Raw genomic sequence first — 25,132 nt, 5'->3', positions numbered from 1 at the left:
GTGGTTAGCCATTCTGACGGATCGTTAAAAAGTATAGCTGGCGTCAACGCAGGCCCTTGGCCAGAATCCCTGCCCATGGTCTCCACTGCCTTCGTTCACGGTTTCACTTCCACTGCCATGCTCATCATGGCCATTGGCGCGCAAAACGCATTTGTGCTGCGCCAGGGTCTGCGGCGCGAGCATGTGATGCCCGTGGTGATGGTGTGTGCGCTGTCGGACGCGCTACTGCTGCAGGTGGGCGTGTGGGGCATGGGCGGCGTGCTACTGGCCCGGCCCGAATGGGCGCAGCTCATGCGCTGGGCGGGCGCGTTGTTTTTGCTGGTCTACGCCGCACAGACCGCCGCGCGCGCCTTGCGCCCCGGCCAGTTGCTGGTGGCCACCAGCGGCCCCGGCACCAGCCTGCGCACCACGCTGGCCACGGTGGTGGCGCTCACCTGGCTCAACCCGCATGTCTACCTGGACACCGTGGTGCTGCTGGGCACCATGGCCACGCCGTACCCGGCCTGGGGGCGTGCGCTGTTTGCGGCGGGTGGCTCGCTGGCCAGCGCGCTGTGGTTCTTGTTGATCGGCCTGGGCGCCCGCTGGCTGGCGCCATTGTTTGCCACCCCGGCGGCGTGGCGGGTGCTGGACGGGGTGACGGCCACCACCATGCTGGTGCTGGCAGGGGTGATGGCTCTAAGCTAAGAAGAATAAGTTCGTTTTCTAAAAGCGCCGCTTGGGGGATAGTCTGGCCATTCAGCATTTTTTGGCTTTTTTGCCTATCCTCCCGTCCATGCGCTTCAAACACCTTCTCCTGGCCGCCGCCGTTGTTGCGGCCCTGCCCCTGGCCGCACAGTCCGCCACATTCCGCTGGTCCCGCTCGGTGGACATTTCCACCTGGGACATCCACACCCAGAACGTGGGCGTGAACAACACCATGCACGGCGCGGTGTACGACACGCTGGTGGAATACAACAGCAAGACCTTCAAGCCCGAGCCCTCGCTCGCCACCGAGTGGAAGCTGATCAAGCCCACCCAGCTGCGCCTGACCTTGCGCAAGGGCGTGAAGTTCAGCGACGGCAGCGAGTTCACGGCCGACGACGCCAAGTTCTCGCTGGAGCGCGCCAAGGCCAAAAGCTCCAACTTCGCCGTCTACACCCAGGGCATTGACCGTGTGGAAAAAGTCGATGCATACACCATCGACATCCACTCCGACCTGCCCAACCCGGTGCTGGTGAACCAGCTGACCGAGCTGCGCATCATGAGCAAGGCCTGGGCCGAGAAGAACAAGTCGGTCGAGCCCAAGGACATCAAGACCAAGGACGAAAACTTTGCCCACCGCAATGCGCTGGGCACTGGCCCCTACCAGCTCAAGCAGTGGACGCCTGACCAGCGCGTGGTGCTGGAGCCCAACCCCCACTGGTGGGGCAAGGGCAAGTACCCCACCAACCTGACCGAGATCGTCTACACCCCCATCAAGGCCGACGCCACGCGCACAGCGGCGCTGCTGTCGGGTGAGGTGGATTTTGTGATCGACCCCAGCCTGCAGGACCTGGCGCGCATCAAACAGACGCCCAACCTGCAGGTGCTGGAGGGGCCGGAGTACCGCACCATCTTCCTGGGGCTGGACCAGTTCCGCGACGAGCTGCCCGGCTCGGACGTGAAGGGCAAGAACCCGCTGAAGGACCTGCGCGTGCGCAAGGCGCTGTACCAGGCCATCGACATCCAGTCCATCCAGCGCGTGGTGCTGCGCGGCCTGGCCCAGCCCACGGGCACGCTGATCGCCAATCAGGTGAACGGCTGGACCAAGAAGGCCGACGTGCGCTACCCCTACGACGCCAAGGCCGCGCAAAAGCTACTGGCCGATGCGGGCTACCCCAATGGGTTTGAAGTGGACTTTGCGTGCAGCGCGGGCCGCTACATCAACGACGAGCAGCTGTGCCAGGCCATCACCTCGCACTGGGCCAAGGTGGGCGTCAAGGCCAAACTGCGCTCGCTGCCGTTTGCCACGTATTTCCCGATGATCCAGCGCAACGAGGCCAGCATCTACCTGTTGGGCTGGGGCGTGCCCACGTTCGATGCGTTCTACAGTCTGCAGTCGCTGGTGCGCTCGCCCGGCGCGGGCGGGGACGGCAACTTCAACCTGGGCCGCTTCTCCGACCCGCAAATGGACGCACTGATCGAGCGCGTGAAGAAGGAAACCGATGCCACCACGCGCAACCAGCTGATCGAGCAGGCGCTGATCAAGGAGCACGAGCTGGTGTCGCACATTCCGCTGTACAACCAGGTGATTCCGTGGGCGGGTACGAAGAAGGTGGAGATCATCCACCGCGCGGACAACCGCATTGACTGGCGGTACCTGAAGGTGAACTGATCCCCGTTGCCAGCAAAAAGCCCCGGTGCTTCTGACTCGAAGCACCGGGGCTTTTTAGCGTCTGCTGACGGGGCGTATCAGGCCATTGCGCGCTGCACCGCCGGGCGCTGCAGCATGCGCTGCGTGTGTGCAAACACCTTCGGAAACTGGGCAATGTCCACGCCGTCGCTGTGCAGCCAGGTGCCGATGGTGAACAAGTAGCCGTCGGCCACTGTGTATTGCTCGCCCATCACCCACGGGCCCTGGTCCGCGTTCGGCAGGTAGTGGCCTTCGATGAGGTTGAAACACTCCGTCATGTTCTGCGGCACCTTGCGCTGCATGGCCGCTTGCGCCTCGGGCTCGTCGGCCCAGCGGCTGGCGCGGGGGCGGTGGGCGTGGGCGATGTGCACGGTGGACGCGAGGTAGCTGTGGAACTCTTGCAGGCGCGCAAAGCCATGCGCGTCGGCGGGCGCCAGGCGCGCTTCGGGAAAACTCTGCGCCACATAGGCCAGCAGCGCGGTCGTTTCGGTCAGCATGCCGTGCGGTGTGGCCAGCGCGGGCACGCGGCCCTTGGGGTTCACTGCCAGGTATTCGGGCGTGCGTTGCTGGCCGGCCGAGAAGTCCACGCGCACCAGGTCGTAGGGGGCGCCCGCTTCTTCCAGAGCGATGCGAACGGCCTGCGCGCAGGTGCCGGGGGTGTAGTACAGCGTGAGTTGGGTCATGGTAGGTTTGCTATGAATTAAATAGCTGCTTGCGCATATTCCACAGGCGCCTGCAGCCGATATTTCTTGAAATGACTCAGTACAGGCCGCGTGTGCGCGCCATCAGCCGCACCAGGCCCAGCAAGGCGTCGGTGTGGGGCGTGGGGGTGTGGGTGATCTGCCCCAGCTCGCGCACGGCGCCCACCAGGGCGTCGATCTCCAGGGGCTTGTTCGCTTCCACGTCCTGCAGCATCGAGGTCTTGAACGCGCCCAGCTTGCGCGTGACGGCGTGGCGGTCCTCGGGCTGCTGGTCGATCGGCAGGCCCAGCTTTTCGCCAATGGCCTTGGCTTCCAGCATCACCGCGCTAACAAAGCCGCGCACCAGGTCGTCGTCCAGGATGCGGTCGGTGGTGGCACCGGTGAGGGCACTGATGGGGTTGACCGTGAGGTTGCCCCACAGCTTGAACCAGATGTCTTTCTGGATGGTGGTGCTCACCTCTACATCGATGCCACCGCGTTGCAGCGTGTCGGCCAGTGCTTGCAAGCGCTCGCTGCGGCTGCCATCGGGCTCGCCCACGATGAGGCGGTTGCCGAAATGTTGTTTGACGAGGCCAGGCGCCTCCAGTGAGCAGCTGGTGTGCACCACGCTGCCCACCACATGGTTCGTCGGGATAGCGCTGGCGATCACGCCGCCTGCGTCCACGGATTCAAGGGCACGCCCCTGTGCCGCGCCGCCAAAGCCGTCGAGGAACCACCACGGCACGCCGTTCATGGCGGTGAGCACGATGGTGTTGGGGCCGATCAGCGGGGCCATGGCACGCGCCACGTCAGGCAGGCCCGGCGCCTTGACGGCGACCACCACCAGGTCTTGTACGCCCAGGGCTGCCGGGTCGTTGTGGGCCGTGACGGCCACCTGCACCAGCGTGCCGTCGGCGCGCCGCATGCGCAGCCCTTCGGCCTGCAGCGCGCGCAGTGTGTCGCCCCGCGCCACCATGCTGAGGGTGTGGCCTGCCTGCGCCAGGGCCACGCCCAGCCAGCCGCCGATGGCGCCCGCGCCGTAAATACATGCTTTCATGGATGTCTGTCCTTGGGTCTGAAAGAAGAAAAGTTCAGTAGCCTGCGGGCCGGGAGGGGGCGGCGTCGGCCGCGCTGCGGTAGCGTGCGAGCAGATCCTGCGCAGCACTCACCAGCAACATGGTGTCTACGCCCACGGCCACAAACAGCGCACCGGCCGCCAGCCACTGGCGCGCCTGCGATTCGGTGGTGGCCAGGATGCCCGGCGCCTTGCCCGCGCGCAGGATGCGCGCAATGCCGTCGTGGATAGCGGCCTGCACATCCGGGTGCCCCGGATTGCCGGGGTGGCCCATGGATGCCGACAGGTCGGCCGGGCCGATGAACACGCCGTCCACCCCTGGCGTGGCGGCGATGGCATCGAGGTTGGCCATGGCTTCCACGGTCTCGGCCTGCACTAGCAGGCAGATCTGCTGGTTGGCCTCGTGCACGTATTGCGGGTAAGCCTGCCAGCGCGACGAGCGGGCCAGCGCGCTGCCCATGCCGCGCACGCCTTCTGGCGCATAGCGCGTGGCGCGCACCAGTTGCTGGGCCTGCTCGGGCGTATCCACCATGGGCACTAGCAGGGTTTGTGCGCCGATGTCCAGGTACTGTTTGATGAGGGCCGTGTCACCCACCGGCACCCGGGCGATGGGGTGGGGCGCCTGCGCGCCGGGGGGAAGGGCGCTGGTGGCGCTGGCGATGGCCTGCAGCTGGTGCAGGATGGAGCGCAGGTCGTTGGGTGCGTGTTCGCCATCGACCAGCAGCCAGTCGTAGCCGGTGCCCGCAAGGATTTCGGCGCTGTAGCCGTTGGCCAGCCCGAGCCAGAGGCCGATTTGCGCCTGGCCCTGGGCCATGGCTTGTTTGAAGCGGTTGGTGGGTGTCTGCAATGTCAACTCCGTGCGGTGCCAAGCCCGCCATCGTACGGGCTGTGGCGGATCGGTGTCGGCATGGCCGCTATAGTCGGCTGCCCCCCTTGGGGCTCCCACCCGTTACCTGCCATGGCCAAAGAAAAAACCACGTTCACCTGCACCGAGTGCGGCGGCACCAGCCCGCGCTGGCTGGGCAAATGCCCGTCCTGCGGCGCCTGGAACACGCTGATCGAGCAGGTGGCCGAGGCCGGGCCGGGCAAGAACCGCCTGAGCGCGCCGCAGGGCTACGCGGGCCTGGCTAATGCGCAACCCGTCCTTCCGCTGGCGGCCATCGAAGCGCAGGATGTGGCCCGCACCCCCAGCGGCATCGACGAGCTGGACCGCGTGCTGGGCGGCGGCATTGTGGAGGGCGGCGTGGTGCTGATCGGCGGGGACCCGGGCATTGGCAAATCCACCCTGTTGCTGCAGGCCATGGATGCGCTGCAGCGCGCGGGTCTGCCCACCCTGTATGTGACGGGTGAGGAAAGCGGCGCGCAGGTGGCGCTTCGGTCACGCCGCCTGGGCATCGAGGGCAGCCAGGTGCAGCTGCTGGCCGAAATTCAGCTCGAAAAGATCCTGGCGACGGTGGACGCCACGCAGCCCGCCGTGGTCGTCATCGACTCCATTCAGACCACCTATTCCGACCAGCTCACCAGCGCGCCGGGCTCGGTCGCCCAGGTGCGCGAATGCGCGGCGCACCTCACGCGCATGGCCAAGGGCACGGGCATCGCCGTGATTCTGGTAGGGCACGTGACCAAGGAAGGCGCGCTGGCGGGGCCGCGCGTGCTGGAGCACATGGTGGACACGGTGCTGTACTTCGAAGGCGACACCCACAGCCAGTTCCGCCTGGTGCGCGCCATCAAGAACCGCTTTGGCGCCGTGAACGAGATCGGCGTGTTCGCCATGACCGAAAAGGGCCTCAAGGGCGTGAGCAACCCGAGCGCCATCTTTTTGAGCCAGCACAGCGAGCCGGTGCCCGGCAGCTGCGTGATGGTGACGCTGGAGGGCACGCGCCCCCTGCTGGTCGAGATCCAGGCGCTGGTGGACAGCGGCGGCCCCAGCCCCCGGCGCCTGAGTGTGGGCCTGGACAAGGACCGTTTGGCCATGCTGCTGGCCGTGCTGCATCGCCACGCGGGTGTGGCCTGCATGGACCAGGACGTGTTTGTGAACGCGGTGGGCGGCGTGCGCATCAGCGAGCCTGCGGCCGATTTGGCCGTGATGTTGTCCATCACGTCCAGCTTGCGCGGCAAGGCGCTGCCCAGGGGCTTTTTGGCGTTTGGCGAGGTGGGCCTGGCGGGCGAGGTGCGGCCCGCGCCTCGCGGCCAGGAGCGCCTGAAGGAAGCTGCCAAGCTCGGTTTCAGTGTGGCCGTGGTGCCCAAGGCCAACGCGCCGAAGAAGCCCATCGAGGGCCTCACCATCCACGCGGTGGAGCGGGTGGAAGAAGCGATGGACGTGGTCCGGGGCTTGTAAACCCCATCTACGCAATGCCCACAGCGCTGCGAATGCGGCGCCGTAAGACAATCGAGCCATGAATTTGCGCAATATCTTGGTGCCGCTGGGCGGCTTGGCCTTGGTCGGCTTTGGGTTTTATGCCTATGGCTGGGCCGGTGTGGCGGCGGTCGTCGGCGGGTTGGTCATGTGGACCCTGCTGCACTTCACGCGGCTGGTGAACGTGATGAAGAAGGCCGCCAAACGGCCCATCGGCTATGTGGGCAGCGCCGTGATGCTCAACGCACGACTGGCCGAGGGCGTGAACCTGATGCACGTGGTGGCCATGACGCAGGCGCTGGGTGAACGGCTGTCTCCCGAGGGCGAGGACCCCGAGATCTACCGCTGGACCGATGGCACCCAGTCGCACGTGACCTGCGAGTTCCGCCACGGCAAGCTCGTGAAGTGGGCGCTGGTGCGGCCGCAGGCGGACGCTGATACCCCGGCTCAGGAGGCATAGACCCCGCCTGGATCTGGCGGGTTTGCTGCACGGCACCCTCGGGCGGCGGTTCCCGGTGGGCTGGGGCCCCGTAAAATCCCGGTTTTGCGACCCACAGCAACCAAAGGACACCCATGAGCCCCGTAGTTCCCTCGATGGCCGACCGTGACGGCAAGATCTGGATGGACGGCCAGATGGTCGATTGGCGTGACGCCAAGATCCACGTGCTGACGCACACCCTGCATTACGGCTGCGGCGCCTTTGAAGGCGTGCGCGCTTACAACACGGCCAACGGCACGGCGATCTTCCGCCTGGAAGAGCACACCGACCGCCTGTTCAACAGCGCCAAGATCCTGCGCATGAAGATCCCGTTCACCAAGGAAGAAGTGAACGAGGCCCAGAAGGCTGTGGTGCGCGAAAACAAGCTCGAATCGTGCTATCTGCGCCCATTGACCTGGATCGGATCGCAAAAGCTGGGCGTGTCTCCCAAGGGCAACCAGATCCACCTGATGGTGGCAGCCTGGGCCTGGGGCGCCTACCTGGGCGAAGAGGGTATGAAGCGCGGCATCCGCGTCAAAACCAGCAGCTACACGCGCCACCACGTCAACATCACCATGACGCAGGCCAAGGCGGTGAGCAACTACACCAACTCCATCCTGGCCAACATGGAAGCGCTGGACGACGGGTATGACGAAGCCCTGCTGCTCGACAGCTCCGGCTTCGTGTCCGAAGGCGCGGGCGAGAACATCTTTGTCATCAAAAACGGCGTGATCTACACGCCCGACTTGTCAGCCGGTGCCCTGAACGGCATCACCCGCAACACGGTGTTCCATATCGCCAAGGACTTGGGCCTGGAAATCGTGCAAAAGCGCATCACCCGTGACGAGGTGTACATCGCCGACGAGGCCTTCTTCACCGGCACGGCCGCTGAAGTGACGCCCATCCGCGAACTTGACCGCATCGAAATCGGTGCCGGTTCGCGCGGCCCGATCACCGAAAAAATCCAGAGCGCCTTCTTCGACATCGTGAACGGCCGCAATCCCCAATACGCCCACTGGCTTAGCAAGGTCTGAAGAACATGTCCCAAGCTACCGTTGAACTCCTGGCCAAAGACCTGAACGCCCAAGGCGGTGTTTTTTGCCCCAGCCCCAAAGCCGACATGAAGCTGTGGAACAGCCACCCCAAGGTGTACCTGGACGTGGCCCGCACGGGTGAAGCCAAGTGCCCGTACTGCGGCACGGTGTACCGCCTGAAGGCCGGTGAGCACGTACACGCTGGCCACTGATTGATGCCAGCTGCAACCGGCGGCGCATCGGCGGCGCCCACGTTGACCGTGGCGGTGCTGACCCTCAACGAGGCGCACCGCATTGAAGCCTGCCTGCAGAGCGCCGCGTTTGCCGACCAGTTGCTGGTGGTGGACAGCGGCAGCACGGACGACACCGTGGCCATCGCCCAGCGCCTGGGCGCGGAAGTCCACAGCTACCCCGACTGGAAGGGTTTTGCCGTGCAGCGCAACCGGCTACTGGCCCATGCGCGGGGTGACTACATCTTCTTCCTGGATGCCGACGAGGTGATGACACCGGCGTTCGCCCAGGAGCTTCAGGCCATCGTGCGCTCTGGCGCGCAGGCCGTGTGGACCATCCGCTGGCGCATGGTGGCCTACGGGCACGAACTCAAGTACTTCCGCTCGCAATCGCAGATCGAGCGCCTGTTCGTGCGCGCCATGGTCCGGGAGTTCACGGGCGTGGTGCACGAGCAGGCCGAGCTGTTGCCACCACCGGGCGGTGGCGCCGTGCCACGCCGCCTGATCGAGGCGCGGCTGCTGCACTACTCGCGCACCACCGTGCGCGGCAGCCTGGAGAAGCTCACGCAGTACGCGATGCTGGGGGCTGCCAAGCGGGCAGCGGCGGGCAAGAAGGGTGGCGTGGTGCGAGGCGTGGCCTCGGGCACCAGCATGTTTCTGCGCCTGTATGTGTTCCGCCTGGGCTTTCTGTGTGGCGGGGCCGGTTTTCTGTATTGCCTGTTTGTGGCGCTGGAGGCGTTCTTCCGGTATGCCGCCCTGGAGTACGACCACCAGCAACTGAGTGAGAGCGTGCGCCGTTGACCAAAATTGACGAAATTTTTGTGCGCTTGTCGGGCGTGGCGGCCTTCATGGTGCCGGGTCTGGCACTGTGGGTGCGCTCGGGCTATTCGTGGGGCGCGGTGGTGTTGCTGTTGTGCAGCCTGGCCACTGCCGGGGTGTGGCTGCGGCGCCGGCCGGGGCGCGATGCCTGGCTGCTTTTCGCCTCCATCGTGGCGATGGGCACGGTCTGGGCGCTGGACTTTGACCCGGCCCAGGGCAGCTGGTCCAACCTGGACCGGCCTGCCAAGTACCTGCTGGCGCTGCCGTGCCTGCTGTACGTGCTGGCCTATCCCCCGCGGGTGCGCTGGCTTTGGGCCGGTATCGCGGTGGGCGCCTGCGGGGCGGGCCTGATCGGCATGTACCAGGCCCTGGTGCAGCACTTGCCGCGTGCCAATGGGTTTACCAACGCCATCCAGTATGGCGGGCTCAGCCTGTTGCTGGGGCTGATGTGCTCGGTGGCGCTGCTGGTGCTGTGGGACCGCTGGACGCCCTGGCAGCGCGCGGGTTGGGCGGTGGGCATTCTGCTGGGCCTGGAGGGGTCGCTGCTGTCCGAGTCGCGCGGGGGCTGGGTGGTGTTGCCCATGGCGTTGCTGTTGTGCGTCTGGCTCCAGGGGCGCTCTGGCCAACCCCGCAGGGCAATCATCGGCGCCGTGCTGGTCGTGGTGGGGGCTGTGGGCCTGATGGCCTTCAAGGCCAACGAGGTGCGCCTGCGGGTGGACGAGGCGCGGCAGGAGATCACGCAGTACGAGTCGCGGGGCGACGCGGCCAGTTCGGTCGGCCAGCGCCTGGCGCACTGGGGCCTGGCCTGGCGCATGGGCCTGGACCGCCCCTGGAGCGGCTGGGGCCGCTATGGCTATGAGGCCGAGAAGCAGCGCAGGGTGGCCGCCGGCGAGGCGCACCCGATTGTTTTGCAGTTCAGCCACGCCCACAACGAGTTGCTGGACATCTTTGCCAAGCGTGGCATCCCCGGTGTCGTGGTTTTGCTGATTTTTTATGGCGTGCCCCTGGTGCTGTTCTGGCCCACGCGGCGGCGCGTGTTTCCGGGCGGTGCGGGTGCGCTGGATACCGAGGGCCTGTGCCTGCGCATGATCGGGGTGCTGCTGCCCGTGTCCTATATGGGCTTTGGCACCACCCAGGTGTTTTTGGGGCACAACAGCGGCACCATGTTCTACCTGTTCATGGGCATGCTGGTGCTGGCCATCCTGCAAGGCCGCGAGCGCCTGCGGCTGCAAACGCCCGGACAAGCCGCCTCCCTTTCCTGAAGGACCTCTGCCATGCACATCCTGCTGGTCAACAACTCCCCCATCCCGGTGTATGGCTACGGCGGTACCGAGCGCGTGATCTGGGACCTGGGCAAGACGCTGGTGCAGCAGGGCCACCGCGTGAGCTACTTGGTGCCCGAGGGCTCGACCTGCGACTTTGGCCAGGTGCTACCCATCCGGCCGGACGAGCCGTGGGAGGGCCAGATCCCGGCCGACGTGGACATCACGCATTTCCAGTTCAACCCGCGCTCCGAGCTGTCCAAGCCCTACCTGGTGACCGAGCACGGCAACGCCCGCAAGCCCAAGCCACTGCCGCGCAACACGGTGTTCCTGTCGCGCGACCACGCGGCGCGCTATGGCTCCAGCGAGTTCGTCTACAACGGGCTGGACTGGGCCGGTTATGGCCCGGTGGACTTTGACCGCCCGCGCTCGCACTACCACTTCCTGGGCAAGGCGGCCTGGGGGGTGAAGAACGTGCGCGGCGCCATCAAGGTGGCCAAGATGGCCGGGGTGGAGCTGGACGTGCTGGGCGGCAACCGCATCAACTTCAAGCGTGGCTTTCGCTGGACGCTGTCGCGCAAGATCCACTTCCACGGCATGGTGGGCGGCTCGCAGAAGACGGGTCTGCTCAACGCCTCGCGCGGGCTGATCTTTCCGGTGCGCTGGCATGAGCCGTTCGGGCTGGCCGTGATCGAGAGCCTGTACTTCGGCTGCCCCGTGTTTTCTACGCCCTACGGCGCCTTGCCCGAGCTGGTGCCTGTGCACTGTGGCGTGCTGTCGGACCAGGCCTCGGTGCTGGCCGAGGCAGTGCGTGGCAACCGCTTTGACCCGCGCGCCTGCCACCAGCATGTGGTGGAGCACTTTGGTGCCGAGCGCATGGCACGCAACTACCTGCGCATGTACGAACGGTTGCTGGCGGGCGAAACCCTCAACGCCCAGCCGCCCATGATCCAGGGCCCCGCGCGCGAACTGCCCTGGAGGCAGTGAAGCCCCCCTGAGTCGCCTTCGGCGCCTTCCCCCCAGGGGACGCCACCCGTGGCCTGGCAAAGCCAGCTCCAAGGTGGCACGGGTTTCACAGCGCGCCAGTTTTTAGCGCCCTGCTCATATCGGGGAGACTACTGCGCGGGTTTTGGGGCGTTTTTGGCCGCAAGCGCTAGTTCAATGTGCCTCTGCAGCTATAAAAATAATAGTAGTTAGTGGCCGACTGTGGAGTTGCCGCGCGGCGCGGTGGCCTGCCGCCACTCCTGGACCAGCAACGCCATCAACTGTGCCGCAGGCATGGGCCGCACCTGGGCCACCCCCTGGCCTGCCCACAGCGAGAGGCACTCCGCCTGTCCCGCCTGGGCGGCCGCGCGGCGCAGCGCACCGGTCAGCGCGTTCTGCACGGGGTAGGGCGGCACGGTCGCTTCGTCGGATTGCAGGGCTTGCATCATGCGGTTGACGATGCCGCGCGCCGGCCGGCCCGAGAAGATGCGGGTGGTGCGCGTGTCGGTGGCCTGGGCGCGTGTCAGGGCCTCGCGGTAAGCGGTGCCAATGGCCGACTCGGGGCAGGTGAGGAATGCCGTGCCCATCTGCACCGCCTGGGCGCCCAGTGCCAGGGCGCCCGCAATGCCACGCCCGTCCATGATGCCGCCCGCAGCAATCACCGGGATGGACAGCGCCTGCACGCACTGCGCCACCAGCGGCAGCGTGCCCACCATGCTGGCCGCAAAGTCGGCCAATGACGGCGCTGCCCCGGTGGCGCCGGGCTGCGTGGGGGTGAGGAAGGTGCCCCGGTGCCCCCCGGCTTCCATGCCAGAGGCGCACACGGCATCCGCGCCCACGGCGGCCCAGGCCTGCGCCTCGGCCAGCGTGGTGGCAGTACCGATCACGTAACTGCCTACGGCCTGCAGCCTGGCCACCTGCGCCGCCGTGAGGATGCCGAAGGTGAAGCTGGCCACCGCGGGGCGTGCGGCCACCAGGGCGTCGAACTGCGCGGCAAAGTCCTCGCACCACTGCGCGGGCCGCTCGGGCACGAGGCCGAACTCGGCATAGAACGGCGCCAGCCGCTGCAGCGCAGCTTGCACCGTGGCGTCGTCGGGTGTGGGCGTGGCCTGCACAAACAGGTTCATGCCGAAGGGCCGGTGGGTGCGGCGGCGCACTTCGGCGGCGGCCTCGGCCATGGCGGCGGGCGAGCGCATGCCGCAGCCCAGCATGCCCAAGCCGCCAGCCTCGGAGACGGCTGCGGCCAGCGCGGGCGTGTCCGACCCGGTCATCGGGCCCTGGATGATGGGCAACGCAAGGCCCAGGTGGGTGGTGAAGGCGGGCATGGCGGGCTCCTTGTGCGATCTGTGGGAAAGGGGTCAGGTCGATGTAGCGGGACGGGGCGCTTTGCCTGCGGTCAGCGCGGCGCGCAGCGCGTCCAGCGCGGGCGACTGGTAGCCGCGCCGGTGCACCAGCACCGTGTCGCAGGTGGCCAGGGGCACCAGACGCAGCGCGGGCGGCTCGCGCATGAGGTCGATCACGGCCTGGGGCACCACGCCGGCACAGCGACCGGCGGCCACGCAGGCCAGGATGGCGTGGTAGGACGCCAATTCCAGCACCTGGGGCGGTGTGCCGCTTTTTTGCTGCATGAAAGCTTCGCCCATGCGGCGGTAGGTGCAGCCGCCGCCAAAGGCGGCCAGGGTGTCCAATTGCAGGTCGGCCGGTGCGGCCACTGGAGGATGGTTGGCGGGCAGCGCCAGCATCAGGGTTTCGGTAAACACGGGCGTGCGCTCCACCGGAGCATCGGCATCCACGCCGGGTGGCGGCCAGGCCACCAGTGCGCAGTCGATGGTGTGGGCCAGCACCTGCTCCACCAACTGGCGCGAGGGGGCGGTGGACAGCTCCAGCACCAGCCCCGGCCACTGCGCATGCAGCTGCGCCAGCGGCTGGGGCAGGCGCGCTGCGGCTGTGCTTTCCATGGCGCCCAGACGCAGCCGGCCACCGGGCTCGCCGGGGTGCACGGACTGGCGTGCTTCTTCGGCCAGCGCCAGCAGGCGGTCGGCATAGCCGCGCAGCGATTCGCCCGCAGGCGTTGGCACCATGCGCTTGCCCTCGCGCAGGAACAGCGTCGCGCCCAGCTGCTCCTCCAGTTGCTGCACGCGCGTGGTCACGTTGGACTGCACCCGTCCCAGCCGCTCAGCGGCACGGGTCACGCTGCCTTCCTGCGCTACGGCGCGGAAGATCTCCAGAGCAGTGAGGTCCATGATTGTTCTCTTTGTGAGATGATTTAAAGAAAATATATCTCAAAAAAGAATCATATGCGCAAGCCCGATACCCTGGAATCTCCCACCGCCCCACCCCTGTCCGAACGCCCGCTGGCCGTGGCGCTGGCGGGCATGGCGGCGCTGGCCGTGGCCATGGGCATCGGGCGGTTTGCCTTCACGCCGCTGCTGCCCATGATGCTGCACGACGGCGTGGTCACGCTGGCGGGCGGCAGCTGGCTGGCCACGGCCAACTACCTGGGCTATCTCATCGGAGCGCTGGCCTGCATGGCGCTGCCGTGGGTGGCGCCCCGTGCGCGGCAGCGGTGGCATGCAGCGCGGCTGGCGCGCTGGGGACTGGCGGCCACGGTGCTGCTCACGCTGGGCATGGCGCTGCCGCTGCCGGGCACCTGGCCCGCACTGCGGTTTGCGGCTGGGGTCGCCAGTGCGCTGGTGTTCTTGAATGTCTCGGTGTGGTGCATGGTGCGGCTGGTGGCTCTGGGCCAGGCCGCATTGGGCGGCCTGATCTTTTGCGGCCCTGGGCTGGGCATCGTGCTCACGGGGCTGTCGGCCAGTGCAATGGTGGCGCTGCAGTGGCCCGCCGCAGCGGGCTGGGCGGTGTTTGGGCTGCTGAGTGTGGGGCTGTGCGCCGCCATCTGGCCCGTGCTGCAGGGGGTGGCCATGCCGGCGTCGGCCGCAGCCGCCGGGCCTGTGGTGGACGGCTCCACCCCCGGCCACGGATTCTGGGCGCGCACAGGGCTCGCGCTGGCCTATGGGCTTGCGGGGCTGGGCTACATCGTCACCGCCACCTTTTTGCCCGTGATTGCGCGCGCTGCCTTGCCCGCCGGGTCGCCCTGGCCTGACCTGTTCTGGCCGCTGTTTGGTGCCGGGGTGGCGTTGGGCGCAGCGTTGTCCACCCGCACCCCGGCCGCGTGGGACCGGCGCTGGCTGCTGATGGCGGCCTACGTGGTGCAGGCCGGGGCCATTGCGCTCAGTCTGGTGTGGCCGGGGCCTGCGGGGTTTGCGCTGGGCAGCCTGCTGCTGGGCTTGCCGTTCACCGCCATCACCTTCTATGCGCTGCAGGAGGCGCGGCGGGTGTGGCCTGCGGCGGGTGACAGTTTTCCGGGGCTGCTCACGGCTGCTTACGGCATTGGCCAGATCGTGGGCCCACCCATGGTGGCGTGGATGCTGCACCACGCGGCCACCCAGGGCCAAGGCTTTGTCTACGGGCTGGCCGTGGCCGCCGCAGCGCTAGGGGTAGGGGCGGTGCTGTTTGCCGCCATGGCCTGGCGCTGGCCCCTGGCCCCTCGCCCGGCGGCGCGCTGATTCGCACGCCGGTTCCCGTCTCGATCAGTGCGTGGACGGTGCCAGCGGCAGCGCCAGCACAAAACATGCGCCGCTGTCGCCATCGGAGCGGTCTTGGCAGTGCACGGTGCCGTTATGGCGCCCGGCAATCGATCGCACCAGCGCCAGCCCCAGCCCCACGCCACCCGCACGTTCGCTCGCGCCCGGCAGGCGGTAGAAGGGCTCGAAGATGCGCTCGCGCTGGCTGGGCGGCACGCCCGGGCCGTGGTCGCACACATGCACCTCGGCGCGGCCCTGACGGCGGTGCACCACCACGGTGATCTCGCCCGTGCTGTAGCGGCGCGCATTTTCCAACAGGTTGCGGATGGCCCGGCGCAGCAGCTTGGCCACGCCGCGAACTTCCAGCGAATCAGGGCTGGCGCTCACGTCCAGGTCGGCGTCCACTCGCGCACATTCCTCGGCAGCCAGGCCAATCAGGTCCACCAGTTCCACCGTGCCCACGTCGGCTTCGCGTGCATCCAGACGACTGGCCAGCAGGATCTCGTCCACCAGCTGGTCCAGCTCGGCGATGTTGCGCAGGATCTCTTCGCGGAAAGCGGGCGAGGGCTGCTGGCCGCCCATCAACTCCAGCCCCATGCGGATGCGGGTCAGGGGCGAGCGCAGCTCGTGCGAGGCATTGGCCAGCAGCGACTTGTGCGACTTGACCAGGGTTTCCACACGCTCGGCCGCTGCGTTGAATTGCCGCGCCAGGTCGGCGACCTCGTCCTGGCCTTGCTCGGGCACGCGCACCGACAGGTCACCCTCTCCAAACTTCTTCACGCTGCGCTGCAAGGCCTCCAGCCGCTGCGTAAGGCGGCGGATGATGGGGTACACGCCCACCGCCACCGCCAGGCCCACGATGCCCAGCAGCCACAGGAAGCCGAAGGGCGGCCGGGTCCAGAAAGCAGCCTCGTCCTGGCCCGGGCCACCGGGCCGCCCGCCGTTGCGGCCCATGCGGGGCTGGCGGGGGGCCATCTGCAGGGTGAAGATCTGGCCGTTTTCCGCCTCGATGTGGAATTCCACCACCTCGCCCGGATCGGATGGCTGGCGCGTGGCCATGCCGCGCAGCACCAGGTTGCCCCCAGGGTCGCGCACCGCCATCTCGCGCGAGGGCGGCACAAACGGTTGGTTGGTCTGGGCCTTTTGCTCCTCGGCCATGCGCCAGGCCCAGCCCACGGTGAGTGTCAGAACGGCCATGCCGCCGACCACGGCGAGCCAGATGCGCAGATAGAGGCGGCGGGAGAAGGGGTTGGACAGGGACATGCGTGGGGCGTCAGCGCAGGCAGCGGGGGCCTGCGTCAGCGATCAATCTTGCTGCTTGGCAAACACATACCCGACACCACGCACCGTGAGGATGCGGCGCGGGTTCTTGGCGTCGGCTTCGATGGCCGCGCGAATGCGGCCCATGTGCACGTCGATGGAGCGGTCAAACGCCTCCAGCTCGCGGCCGCGCACGGCTTCCATGATCTGGTCGCGGGTGAGCACCCGGCCCGCGCGCTCGGCCAGCGCCACCAGCAGGTCGAACTGGTACGAGGTGAGGTCCGCCGCCTGCCCGGCAACGGTCACGGTGCGCGCGTCGCGGTCAATCTCGAGCGTGCCAAAGCGCAGCACCTGGGTGGCGGCTGCGGCGCCTCCGCCATCTGTGCGCCGGCGCAGGATGGCGCGGATGCGGGCCAGCAGCTCGCGGGGCTCAAAAGGCTTGGGCAGGTAGTCGTCGGCGCCCAGCTCCAGCCCGATGATGCGGTCCATGGGGTCGCCCTTGGCGGTGAGCATGAGCACTGGCACCTGTGCCGCGTTGCCCTGCAGCGAACGGATGCGGCGGCACACTTCCAGCCCATCCATGTCGGGCAGCATCAGGTCCAGGATCACCAGATCGGGCAGTGGCCCGGCATCGGGGCCTTGCAGCTGCGCCAGGCCGCTTTTGCCGTCGGCACGGTGCGTGACCTGCAGGCCCGACTGGCCCAGGTACTCGCCCACCATCTGCGCGAGGCGGGCGTCGTCTTCGATCATCAGCAGTTGGGAACTCATGGGGGCAGTGTAGTAGTGGGCTGAGAGACTGTGAACAGGCTCTCGAAAACTGCCCCCATGGTCCGACCGAGCCGTCTCCCCGTGTTGAAGCCCCCGTAAAGTTCCGGTAAACCGGGTGGCGAAAGGCTTCAATGTTTGCTGCTAATTCAATAGCATTCGAGGCAAATGCATCAGGCGCCTCCGTCCTTCTGGATGCGTGACGCCAGCCACACCAGTACCAGTACCGGCAGCCCCAGCAGCGCCGTGGAGGTGAAGAACTGGGCGTAGCCAAACGCATCCACGTAGTCGCCCGAGAAGCCCGCCACAAACTTCGGCAGCAGCAACATCATCGAGCTGAACAGCGCGTACTGCGTGGCCGAATAGCTCACGTTGGTCAGGCTCGACAGGTAGGCGATGAACGCGGCCGAGGCGATGCCGCTGGCCAGGTTGTCGGCAGACACCACGGCAATCAGCGCCGTCACGTCGTGCCCGTGGCCCGCCAGCCAGGCGAACAGCAGGTTGCTGGCGGCGCTCAGGATGGCGCCCAGCATCAGGATGCGCATCACGCCAAACCGCATGGACAACACGCCGCCCACGAAGGCGCCTGCCAGCGTCATGATCACGCCGTAGATCTTGGTCACGGCGGCCACTTCATCCTTGGTGAAACCCATGTCCACGTAGAACGGGTTGGCCATGATGCCCATCACCACGTCGCTGATGCGGTACACGGCAATCAGCGCCAGGATCAGCGCCGCGTGCCAGCCGTAGCGGCGCAGAAAGTCGGCAAACGGGGCCACCAGCGCGCCCTGAATCCACTCGGCAGCGTTCTTGGCCGGCGGCAGCGCCACCGGCGCAGGCTCGCGCGAGAACAGCACGGTGACCACGCCCACCGCCATCGACGCCGCCATGGCCAGGTACGCGGCCTGCCAAGCGCCGTTCTGGTACGCGGCGGCACCTTGTGCAAAGGCCTGGCCAACGGCGGGCGCGACCTCGGAGCGCGCGGCAATCCACAGCACTCCGGCACCTGCCCAGATCATCGCCAGCCGGTAACCCGTCTGGTACGACGCCGCCAGCGCGGCCTGGTGGTTGGCATCGGCCGATTCGATGCGGAAGGCGTCGAGCGCAATGTCCTGTGTGGCCGATCCGAACGCCACGGCCAGGGCGCACCACACGATGGGCCCGAGGGTGAGGCGCGGGTCGGCCAGGGCCATGCCCACCAGGCCCGCCACCACCACCAGCTGCGCCAGCAGCAGCCAGCTGCGCCGCCGCCCCAGCAGCCGCGTGAGCCCCGGGATGGGCATGCGGTCCACCAGCGGCGCCCACACCCACTTGAAGCCGTAGGCCAAGCCCACCCAGCTCAAGTAGCCGATGGTGCTGCGGTCGATGCCCGCCTCGCGCAGGCGAAAGCTCAGCGTGCCCAGCACCAGCAGCAGCGGCAGCCCGGCCGAGAAGCCCAGCGTCAGCATGCGCAGGCTGGCGGGCTCCAAGTACACGCGCAGGGTCTGCAGCCAGGGGGTGCGCGGGGGCTTGTCCGCGGCGGTAGCGGGAGCGAGGCTGGGGGTGGAAGATGTGGAGGTGTCTGACATGGGTGAGCGGGGGTTTTGTCTATCATCGCCGACGCATCCTTGTAGCCATCCTGTCAGCCTCCATCTGCGCGGCAGGTTCTGGTGTGTTGTGTGCCAGCGCTGCTCATTATTCCTTCTGGGATTGCCTTGTATGTGTCTTTTCTGCCCCGCTCCCTCCGTCGCGCCGTCGTCCCCCTGGTCCGCACGCCGCGCGTTTCTGCTGGCGGCGGGTGCCAGCGCGGCTGCGCCGGTGCTGGCGCAGGTGGACGTGGGCTCGTCCTCCAGCCTGCGCAAGCTGGTGCCCGCCGAAACGCTGGAGCAGTCTGCCGCCCAGCAGTACCGCCAGATGCTGGAGCAGGCCCGCGCCAAGCGCGCGCTGGCGCCCGACAACCACCCCCAGCTGCAGCGCCTGCACGCCATCGCCAAGCGGCTGATCCCGTACGCCACGCCCTGGAACGACCGCGCCCGCCAGTGGCGCTGGGAGGTCAACCTGATCGGCAGCTCGCAGATCAATGCGTTTTGCATGCCCGGCGGCAAGATTGCGTTCTATACCGGCATCCTCGACCAGCTCAAACTCACCGACGACGAGACTGCGATGGTCATGGGCCACGAGATGGCCCATGCGCTGCGTGAACACGCACGCGAGCGCATCGCCAAGACGCAGGGCACCAACCTGGCGCTGCGCCTGGGCTCGCAGCTGCTGGGGCTGGGCGACTTGGGGCAGGCGGCGGCGGGCTTGGGCGGGCAGTTGCTTACGCTACAGTTCAGCCGGTCCGACGAGAGCGAGGCCGATCTGGTGGGGCTGGAGCTGGCCGCGCGTGCTGGTTTCCAGCCCTCAGCGGCTGTGAGCCTTTGGCAGAAGATGGGCAATGCCAGTGGCAGCAAACAAGGTGGGCTGGCGTTTTTGTCCACCCACCCTTCGGGCCCCGCGCGCATCCGCGAACTGGAGCTGAACGTGCCCAAGGTGCAGGGCCTGTACGAGGCCGCGCGCCGCAACGGTTGAACCGCTGAGCCAGTGTATTTAAGCGCTGGCCGCCACGGTGTCGGTGGCGTTTGCACCCGCCAGCTGCACCTGGTTGCGCCCCGCGTGCTTGGCAGCGTACAGCGCTTGGTCTGCGCGGGCAATGGCGGCCTGCAGATCGTCCGGCCCGTGCACCTGGGCCACCCCAAACGACAGCGTCAGCGCAATGGGCGCAGTGCCCACCGGCAGCGGCGCCCGGGCCACGGCGGCGCGGATGCGTTCGGCCGTGGCGCTGGCGGCGTCCAGCGGGCTGGCGGGCATCAGCGCCAAAAACTCTTCACCGCCCCAGCGCGCCAGCACATCACCCTCACGCAGGTTGTCGGCCAGCACCTGGCCCATGGCCACCAGCACCTGGTCGCCCACGGCGTGGCCGTACTGGTCGTTCACGCGCTTGAAGTGGTCCACGTCGCACAGCAGCAGCGTCACGGGCATGCCGCTGCGCTGGCTGCGCTCCAGCGCCTCGGTGGCCTGTGCGTCAAAGTGGCTGCGGTTGGCCAGGCCGGTCAGCGGGTCGCGCGTGGCCTGCTTGCGCAGGCGCGCCTCGGCAATGAGGATGGTGCGGCGGTAGAAAGCCGACAGCGCTGCCGACATGGCAAACACCACGCAGATGTGCACCCAGTTCACGATCTTCACGCTCTGGGCAGGCAACGGGTCCAGCGGCCCTACGGCGTCGCTCAGCATGTGCAGGCCCAGGTAGTAAGCCAGCAGGGCCAGCACCATGGGCGTGGCATAGCCGCGTGTGTTGGCGATCACGATGGCGGGGATGAACATCAGCAGGTAGTAGTGAAAGCCGCTCTCCCAGCCGATGAGCAGCGAGCCCAGTGCCGAGTGCCCGATCACCTCCAGCCAGATCAGTGCCAGCGCTGCGGTGTTGTAGCGCTTCTGGATGAGCCAGTGGGCGCCCAGGTACATGGCGATGCTCAGCACATTGATGGCCGCCAGCGGCATCGAGCCCAGCCAGAGAAACAGCAGGATGTAGCCCGCATCGATGGTGGCGGCTGTCAGCGCCACCCGCTGCACCATGGCCCAGTAAGCCTTGCCCGCGAGGCTGGAGCCACGCTGGGGTTCAAGCGGGGGGCGCGACGCGTTGGATGGGGTCATGGCACAAGGGCATGGGCGGCCCGCAGAGGTGGCAAACCACACCATCGTAGCCCCCGGCGGTGTCGGGGGTGCGGCGAACTGGCCGGTATCCCCGGGCTTGATCGCCGCTGCGTCGCCGGCGGCGCAGAGCACGCCACAGACGCCTGGAGCCGCCTCTTGCAACCCATTTCAACCCCAATCAGCCGGATGCGCTAGTGCAATATGCCTAATGTGCTATCAATAAAGGAGTGATAGCGATCAGCGCTCAGGTCCCGCCCACGTAGGGGTTGCCCTGCCGCTCGCGCCCGAAGGTGCTCTCCGGTCCATGGCCCGGAATGAACACCGTCTGGTTGCCCATGGGCCACAGCCGCTGCGTGATGCTGTCGATGAGCTGCTGGTGGTTGCCCTGGGGGAAGTCCGTGCGCCCAATGCTGCCCGCAAACAGCACGTCGCCCACAAACGCGCGGTCGATCTGCGGCGCGTGGAACACCACGTGTCCGGGCGTGTGGCCGGGGCAGTGGCGCACGTTCAAGGTCTCGTTGCCGATCTGCACGGTGTCGCCATCGTGCAGCCAGCGTGTGGGGGTGAAGTGCTGTGCGGGCGGAAAGCCGAACATCGCGCTTTGCTGCGGCAGCCCGTCGATCCAGAACTGGTCGCCCGGGTGGGGGCCGACGATGGGTAGCGACAGGCGCTGGGCCAGTTCGCCCGTTCCGCCGGCGTGGTCGATGTGGGCGTGGGTGAGCCAGATCTGGGCGAGCTGCAGCCCCAGCCTTTCAACCTCGGCCAGCAGCGTGTCCAGGTCTCCGCCTGGGTCGATCACGGCGGCCTGCCGTGTGGCGTCGCACCAGACGATCGAGGCGTTCTGCTGGAAAGGGGTAACTGGGACGGTGAGGTAGCGGAGCATGGGGTGGAAGGCAGAAGCCCGACGCGCCAGCGCCGCTTGCAATGGTTGCGGCGGCGGGTTCGCGCGGTGGCGGCAGGGCCAGAAGGCGATAGCGACGAGTTTCGCACAGGGCGCGTGTGCTGCGCATCGGGAGGGGCGGCCAGCGCAAGACGCAGCAATAGCTGTAGCGAGTGTTTGCCACGCCGCAGACCGCCCGAGACCGCAGAAGCCCACGGCGCGGTGATTCTTGCGGAGGGCCCTAGAGGTTGGTCGCTGCCACCACTTCGCTCATGTCGGTCAGCCCCTGCAGCACCTTGTCGATGCCGTCCTGGCGCAGGGTGAGCATGCCCGCTGCGAGGGCCGAGTGCCGGATGTCCGAGGCGGGGGCCCGGTGGCGGATGTGCTGGCGAATGGTTTCGTCGCTCATCATGAGCTCGTGAATCCCCAGACGGCCGTGGTAGCCATGGCCTTCGCATTTGGTGCAGCCCACGGGGCGCCACATCCGCAACTCGCCCTGGGTGTCGCCATATTGCTGGCGCCACAGTGCGATCTGGGCGTGGCGTGCCTCGGCGGTGTTGTGGGTGCCGCTTTCGAGGTACTGCGATGCCAGCCCCGCCAGCATGTCATCGTCGGCCACGCGCGGCTCGCGGCAGGTGGTGCACAGGCGCCGCACCAGGCGCTGCGCAAGGATGGCCAGCAGCGAGTCCGAGAAATTGAAGGGGTCTAGGCCGATTTCGAGCAGGCGCGCGATGCTTTCGGGCGCCGAGTTGGTGTGCAGCGTGGACAGCACCAGGTGGCCGGTCAGCGAGGCCTCGATGGCGATGCGCGCCGTCTCTTCGTCGCGCATCTCGCCGATCATGATCACGTCAGGGTCGGCGCGCAAAAAGGTGCGCATGGCGGCGGCAAAGGTCCAGCCAATGCGCGGGTTTACCTGCACTTGGCGCAGGCCTTCCTGCGTGATCTCGATGGGGTCTTCGGCTGTCCAGATCTTGCGGCCAGCGGTGTTGATGTCGCGCACCACCGAGTGCAGCGTGGTCGTCTTGCCGCAGCCCGTGGGGCCGCACACCAGCACCAGGCCATAGCTTTTCTGCACCACCGCGCGCAGTGCCAGCAGGTTGGACTGGCTCAGGCCGATGTTCTCCAGCGGCAGCGGCTTGGCGCCCGCCAGCAGGCGCAGCACCACATCCTCCAGCCCGCGCGAGGTGGGCACGGTCACCACGCGCAGCTCCACCGGGGGGCCACCAAAGCGGGCAAAGTCGATCTTGCCGTCCTGCGGTTTGCGGTGCTCCGAGATGTCCATGCTGGCCATGATCTTGATGCGAGCCACCATCGCAAAGCGGTAGCGCGCGGGCAGCTCCAGGTAGGGCACCAGGTCGCCGTCGATGCGCAGGCGCACGCGCACGTTGTGCGGGGCGGGCTCGGTCTCGATGTGGATGTCCGACGCACGGTGGCTGATGGCTTCGTCAATCACCGAGTTGATGAGCCGCACCAGGGTGTTGTCCGACTCGCTGATCACGTCGGCCTGTTCGGTGTCGGCGTCTGGCGACGTGGTGTTCAGGTTGGTCAGCAACTCCTGCGAGGTGGCGCGTGCGCCCGACGCCGCGCCGCCCGTGTCCGTGGGGTGGGTGCGGTAGGCCTTGTGGATGGCAGGCATCAGCGTGCCGGGCGCCGCCCGCAGCGGAATCAGCCGCCGCTGGGTCAAAAAGCGGATTTCGTCGATCAGCAGGCGGTCCCAGGGGTCGGCCATCAGCAGCACCAGCGCGTCCTCGCGGGCGATCAGGGGCAGCACGGATTCGCGTTCGGCCACGGCACGGGGGATGAGGGCCAGGGCCGACGCCTCGGGCGCGATGTCGCCGGGGTGCACGGTGTACTCGCCCAGCCAGGTCGCAATCACGCTGCGCAGCTGGTCTTGGGTGAGGGCTCCCCGGTCCACCAGGATCTGGCCGATGGGCCGCTGCACGCCGTTGCCGCGCTCCTCCTGCTGCGCCCGCAGGCCCTCCGCGAGGGCGGGTGTGGACAGCAGACCTGCATGCACCAGCGCCTCGCCCAGGTGCCGCGCCTTGCCCACCGTGGGGTGGGGGGTGGATATCTGGCGCCACAGCGCCTCGGCGCTCTGGGGGCGAAAGCTGTGGGCGGGGGGCGGTGCGGAGGTACTGGCGTCGGTCATCGGGATGGGGGTCTGGGGCTTACAGGGTCAGTGCGTAGTCCACCGTGATGGGTGCGTGGTCCGAGAACTTTTCGCCCTTGTAAATATGTTCTGCGCGCGCCAGCGCCGCGATCGCAGGGGTGGCCAGGTGGTAGTCCAGCCGCCAACCCACGTTGTTGGCATAGGCCTGCCCGCGGTTGCTCCACCAGGTGTAGGCGGTGTCGGTGGCGGTGGGTTGTAACTGACGGTAAACGTCTATGATGCCGCCGCCTTCATCAGTTGTGTGCAACAACTTTGTCATCCAGGCGCGTTCTTCGGGCAAAAAACCACTGTTCTTCTGGTTGCTGCGCCAGTTTTTGAGGTCGATTTGCTGGTGCGCAATGTTGATGTCGCCGCACAGGATGAACTCGCGCTCGGCCTTCAGGCGCATGAGGTGCGGGTGGAACTCGGCCAGAAAGCGGAACTTGGCCAGCTGGCGCTCTTCGCCCGAGGAGCCGCTGGGAAAGTACGCGCTGATGATCGACAGCTTGCGGGCGGGCGTGTCAAAACGCAGCTCGACATATCGGCCTTCTGCATCGAACTCTGCCGATCCATAGCCAATGACTACATCCGACGGCTCGTGCCGCGTGTAGACGCCCACGCCCGAATAGCCCTTTTTCTGGGCAAAGTGAAAGTGCCCCTGCAGCTCGGCCAGGCGCTCGAACCGGTTGGCCATGTCGGCCGCCTGGGCCTTCACTTCCTGCACACAAATACAATCCGGCCGCGTGGCTGCCATCCAGCTTTCCACGCCTTTGCTGGTGGCTGAGCGGATGCCATTGAGATTGAGGCTGGTTAACTTGAACAAGGATTTCCCCATGGTGGATGTTGGCGTGCAAACCCCCGAACAGGGCCAGCTGGCGCAGGATTTCGTCCGTTTTGCCGTCGAGTCCGGCGTGCTGCGGTTTGGTGAATTCAAGACCAAGGCAGGGCGTCTGAGCCCCTATTTTTTCAATGCCGGTCTGTTCGACGACGGCCGCAAGATCGGGCGGCTCGCGGAATTCTATGCAAAAGCCCTGCTGGCCAGCGGCATCGAATTCGACATGGTGTTTGGCCCCGCCTACAAGGGCATTCCGCTGGCCGCCACGGTGGCGGTGGAGCTGGCGCGCCTGGGCCGCAACGTGCCCTTTGCGTACAACCGCAAGGAGGCCAAGGACCATGGCGAGGGCGGCACCCTGGTGGGCGCGCCCCTCAAGGGCCGGGTGCTCATCGTGGACGATGTGATGTCGGCCGGCACGGCCGCCCGCGAGTCCATTGCCATCATCCGCGCCGCCGGTGCCACGCCCCATGCGGTGGCTATTGCACTGGACCGCCAGGAAAAAGCCACGGAGAATGGCCAGGACGTGGACCACAGCGCCGTGCAATACGTGCGCGGGCAATTGGGCATGCAGGTGTGCGCCATTGCACGGCTGGCAGACTTATTGCTATTTCTTGAGCAAAATGGGGAAGAGGGGATGCGTTCCCACCACGAAAAAGTGCTGGCCTACCGCCAGCGGTATGGCGTCAATGAGGGGTAGATGA

The 25,132-nt window shown here is 67.2% G+C and carries 24 protein-coding genes; 12 read left to right on the top strand and 12 right to left on the bottom strand.

The features are described from left to right. Positions 1-75: 75 nt before the first annotated feature. Complete coding sequence (locus ASD94_RS11975) at positions 76-684, top strand: LysE/ArgO family amino acid transporter (protein ID WP_056643146.1); 609 nt, start codon at positions 76-78, stop codon at positions 682-684. 88 nt (positions 685-772) lie between these two features. After that, complete coding sequence (locus ASD94_RS11970; RefSeq protein WP_056643143.1) at positions 773-2,353, top strand: ABC transporter substrate-binding protein; 1,581 nt, start codon at positions 773-775, stop codon at positions 2,351-2,353. 77 nt (positions 2,354-2,430) lie between these two features. On the opposite strand, the gene ASD94_RS11965 is transcribed toward ASD94_RS11970, so the two are convergent. From ASD94_RS11965 to hpaI, 3 genes are all read right to left on the bottom strand, one after another. Continuing rightward, positions 2,431-3,054, bottom strand: coding sequence for a glutathione S-transferase family protein (locus tag ASD94_RS11965; RefSeq protein ID WP_056643140.1), 624 nt, complete (start codon positions 3,052-3,054; stop codon positions 2,431-2,433). Positions 3,055-3,130: 76 nt separating this feature from the next. Further along, positions 3,131-4,108, bottom strand: a complete 978-nt coding sequence (locus tag ASD94_RS11960; RefSeq protein ID WP_056643137.1) for a 2-dehydropantoate 2-reductase — start codon at positions 4,106-4,108, stop codon at positions 3,131-3,133. A 34-nt stretch (positions 4,109-4,142) separates the two neighbouring features. After that, positions 4,143-4,973, bottom strand: a complete 831-nt coding sequence (gene hpaI / locus ASD94_RS11955; RefSeq protein WP_056643134.1) for a 4-hydroxy-2-oxoheptanedioate aldolase — start codon at positions 4,971-4,973, stop codon at positions 4,143-4,145. A 111-nt stretch (positions 4,974-5,084) separates the two neighbouring features. Here hpaI and radA point away from each other — a divergent pair, with 111 nt between their 5' ends. From radA to ASD94_RS11920, 7 genes are all read left to right on the top strand, one after another. Then, positions 5,085-6,464 (top strand): DNA repair protein RadA, encoded by a 1,380-nt coding sequence (gene radA / locus ASD94_RS11950; RefSeq protein WP_015012120.1) that lies wholly within the window; start codon positions 5,085-5,087, stop codon positions 6,462-6,464. 58 nt (positions 6,465-6,522) lie between these two features. Then, entirely contained in the window at positions 6,523-6,942 is a 420-nt protein-coding gene (locus ASD94_RS11945) for a hypothetical protein (RefSeq protein WP_056643131.1), read from the top strand. Between the two features lie 113 nt (positions 6,943-7,055). Continuing rightward, positions 7,056-7,994, top strand: coding sequence for a branched-chain amino acid transaminase (locus ASD94_RS11940; RefSeq protein ID WP_056643128.1), 939 nt, complete (start codon positions 7,056-7,058; stop codon positions 7,992-7,994). A gap of 5 nt (positions 7,995-7,999) precedes the next feature. Further along, positions 8,000-8,206: a zinc-finger domain-containing protein gene (locus ASD94_RS11935; protein ID WP_056057299.1), complete on the top strand. Its 207-nt coding sequence runs from the start codon at positions 8,000-8,002 to the stop codon at positions 8,204-8,206. Positions 8,207-8,209: 3 nt separating this feature from the next. After that, entirely contained in the window at positions 8,210-9,025 is an 816-nt protein-coding gene (locus ASD94_RS11930) for a glycosyltransferase family 2 protein (RefSeq protein ID WP_056643123.1), read from the top strand. Further along, on the top strand, positions 9,022-10,305 hold the full coding sequence (locus ASD94_RS11925) for an O-antigen ligase (RefSeq protein WP_082576862.1): 1,284 nt from the start codon (positions 9,022-9,024) through the stop codon (positions 10,303-10,305). The genes ASD94_RS11930 and ASD94_RS11925 overlap by 4 nt, the downstream gene beginning before the upstream one ends. A gap of 12 nt (positions 10,306-10,317) precedes the next feature. Further along, on the top strand, positions 10,318-11,292 hold the full coding sequence (locus tag ASD94_RS11920) for a glycosyltransferase (RefSeq protein WP_056643120.1): 975 nt from the start codon (positions 10,318-10,320) through the stop codon (positions 11,290-11,292). A 206-nt stretch (positions 11,293-11,498) separates the two neighbouring features. Here ASD94_RS11920 and ASD94_RS11915 read toward each other — a convergent pair whose 3' ends face one another. Then, positions 11,499-12,614: a nitronate monooxygenase family protein gene (locus tag ASD94_RS11915; RefSeq protein ID WP_056643117.1), complete on the bottom strand. Its 1,116-nt coding sequence runs from the start codon at positions 12,612-12,614 to the stop codon at positions 11,499-11,501. 33 nt (positions 12,615-12,647) lie between these two features. Then, positions 12,648-13,532: a LysR family transcriptional regulator gene (locus ASD94_RS11910; protein WP_056643115.1), complete on the bottom strand. Its 885-nt coding sequence runs from the start codon at positions 13,530-13,532 to the stop codon at positions 12,648-12,650. A 54-nt stretch (positions 13,533-13,586) separates the two neighbouring features. On the opposite strand from ASD94_RS11910, the gene ASD94_RS11905 reads away from it, so the two are divergent. Then, a complete protein-coding gene (locus ASD94_RS11905) occupies positions 13,587-14,855 on the top strand; it encodes a YbfB/YjiJ family MFS transporter (RefSeq protein WP_056643113.1) in 1,269 nt (422 codons plus the stop codon). Between the two features lie 24 nt (positions 14,856-14,879). Here ASD94_RS11905 and ASD94_RS11900 read toward each other — a convergent pair whose 3' ends face one another. From ASD94_RS11900 to ASD94_RS11890, 3 genes are all read right to left on the bottom strand, one after another. Further along, on the bottom strand, positions 14,880-16,136 hold the full coding sequence (locus ASD94_RS11900) for an ATP-binding protein (protein ID WP_056643110.1): 1,257 nt from the start codon (positions 16,134-16,136) through the stop codon (positions 14,880-14,882). Positions 16,137-16,178: 42 nt separating this feature from the next. Continuing rightward, positions 16,179-16,901 carry a response regulator gene (locus tag ASD94_RS11895; protein ID WP_056643106.1) on the bottom strand — a complete coding sequence of 241 codons (723 nt, stop codon included), beginning with the start codon at positions 16,899-16,901 and terminating at the stop codon, positions 16,179-16,181. Positions 16,902-17,071: 170 nt separating this feature from the next. Then, entirely contained in the window at positions 17,072-18,466 is a 1,395-nt protein-coding gene (locus ASD94_RS11890; RefSeq protein ID WP_056643103.1) for an AmpG family muropeptide MFS transporter, read from the bottom strand. A gap of 130 nt (positions 18,467-18,596) precedes the next feature. Here ASD94_RS11890 and ASD94_RS11885 point away from each other — a divergent pair, with 130 nt between their 5' ends. Next, positions 18,597-19,448, top strand: coding sequence for a M48 family metallopeptidase (locus ASD94_RS11885; RefSeq protein ID WP_056643100.1), 852 nt, complete (start codon positions 18,597-18,599; stop codon positions 19,446-19,448). 18 nt (positions 19,449-19,466) lie between these two features. Here ASD94_RS11885 and ASD94_RS11880 read toward each other — a convergent pair whose 3' ends face one another. The 4 genes from ASD94_RS11880 to ASD94_RS11865 form a co-directional block, all read right to left on the bottom strand. Next, positions 19,467-20,567: a GGDEF domain-containing protein gene (locus ASD94_RS11880; protein ID WP_056643097.1), complete on the bottom strand. Its 1,101-nt coding sequence runs from the start codon at positions 20,565-20,567 to the stop codon at positions 19,467-19,469. 244 nt (positions 20,568-20,811) lie between these two features. Next, on the bottom strand, positions 20,812-21,450 hold the full coding sequence (locus ASD94_RS11875) for an MBL fold metallo-hydrolase (RefSeq protein ID WP_056643093.1): 639 nt from the start codon (positions 21,448-21,450) through the stop codon (positions 20,812-20,814). Positions 21,451-21,688: 238 nt separating this feature from the next. Then, positions 21,689-23,596 (bottom strand): GspE/PulE family protein, encoded by a 1,908-nt coding sequence (locus tag ASD94_RS11870; protein ID WP_056643090.1) that lies wholly within the window; start codon positions 23,594-23,596, stop codon positions 21,689-21,691. A 19-nt stretch (positions 23,597-23,615) separates the two neighbouring features. Further along, complete coding sequence (locus ASD94_RS11865) at positions 23,616-24,419, bottom strand: exodeoxyribonuclease III (protein ID WP_056643614.1); 804 nt, start codon at positions 24,417-24,419, stop codon at positions 23,616-23,618. 10 nt (positions 24,420-24,429) lie between these two features. Here ASD94_RS11865 and pyrE point away from each other — a divergent pair, with 10 nt between their 5' ends. After that, the gene (gene pyrE, locus ASD94_RS11860) at positions 24,430-25,128 is read left to right on the top strand and encodes an orotate phosphoribosyltransferase (protein WP_056643087.1); all 699 of its coding nucleotides are present in this window, start codon (positions 24,430-24,432) and stop codon (positions 25,126-25,128) included. The last annotated feature ends 4 nt before the right edge of the window (positions 25,129-25,132 follow it).

Origin of the sequence: Acidovorax sp. Root70 (genome assembly GCF_001428225.1) — a bacterium.
GTDB lineage: Bacteria > Pseudomonadota > Gammaproteobacteria > Burkholderiales > Burkholderiaceae_C > Acidovorax.
This window is presented reverse-complemented; position numbering and strand designations above follow the sequence as displayed.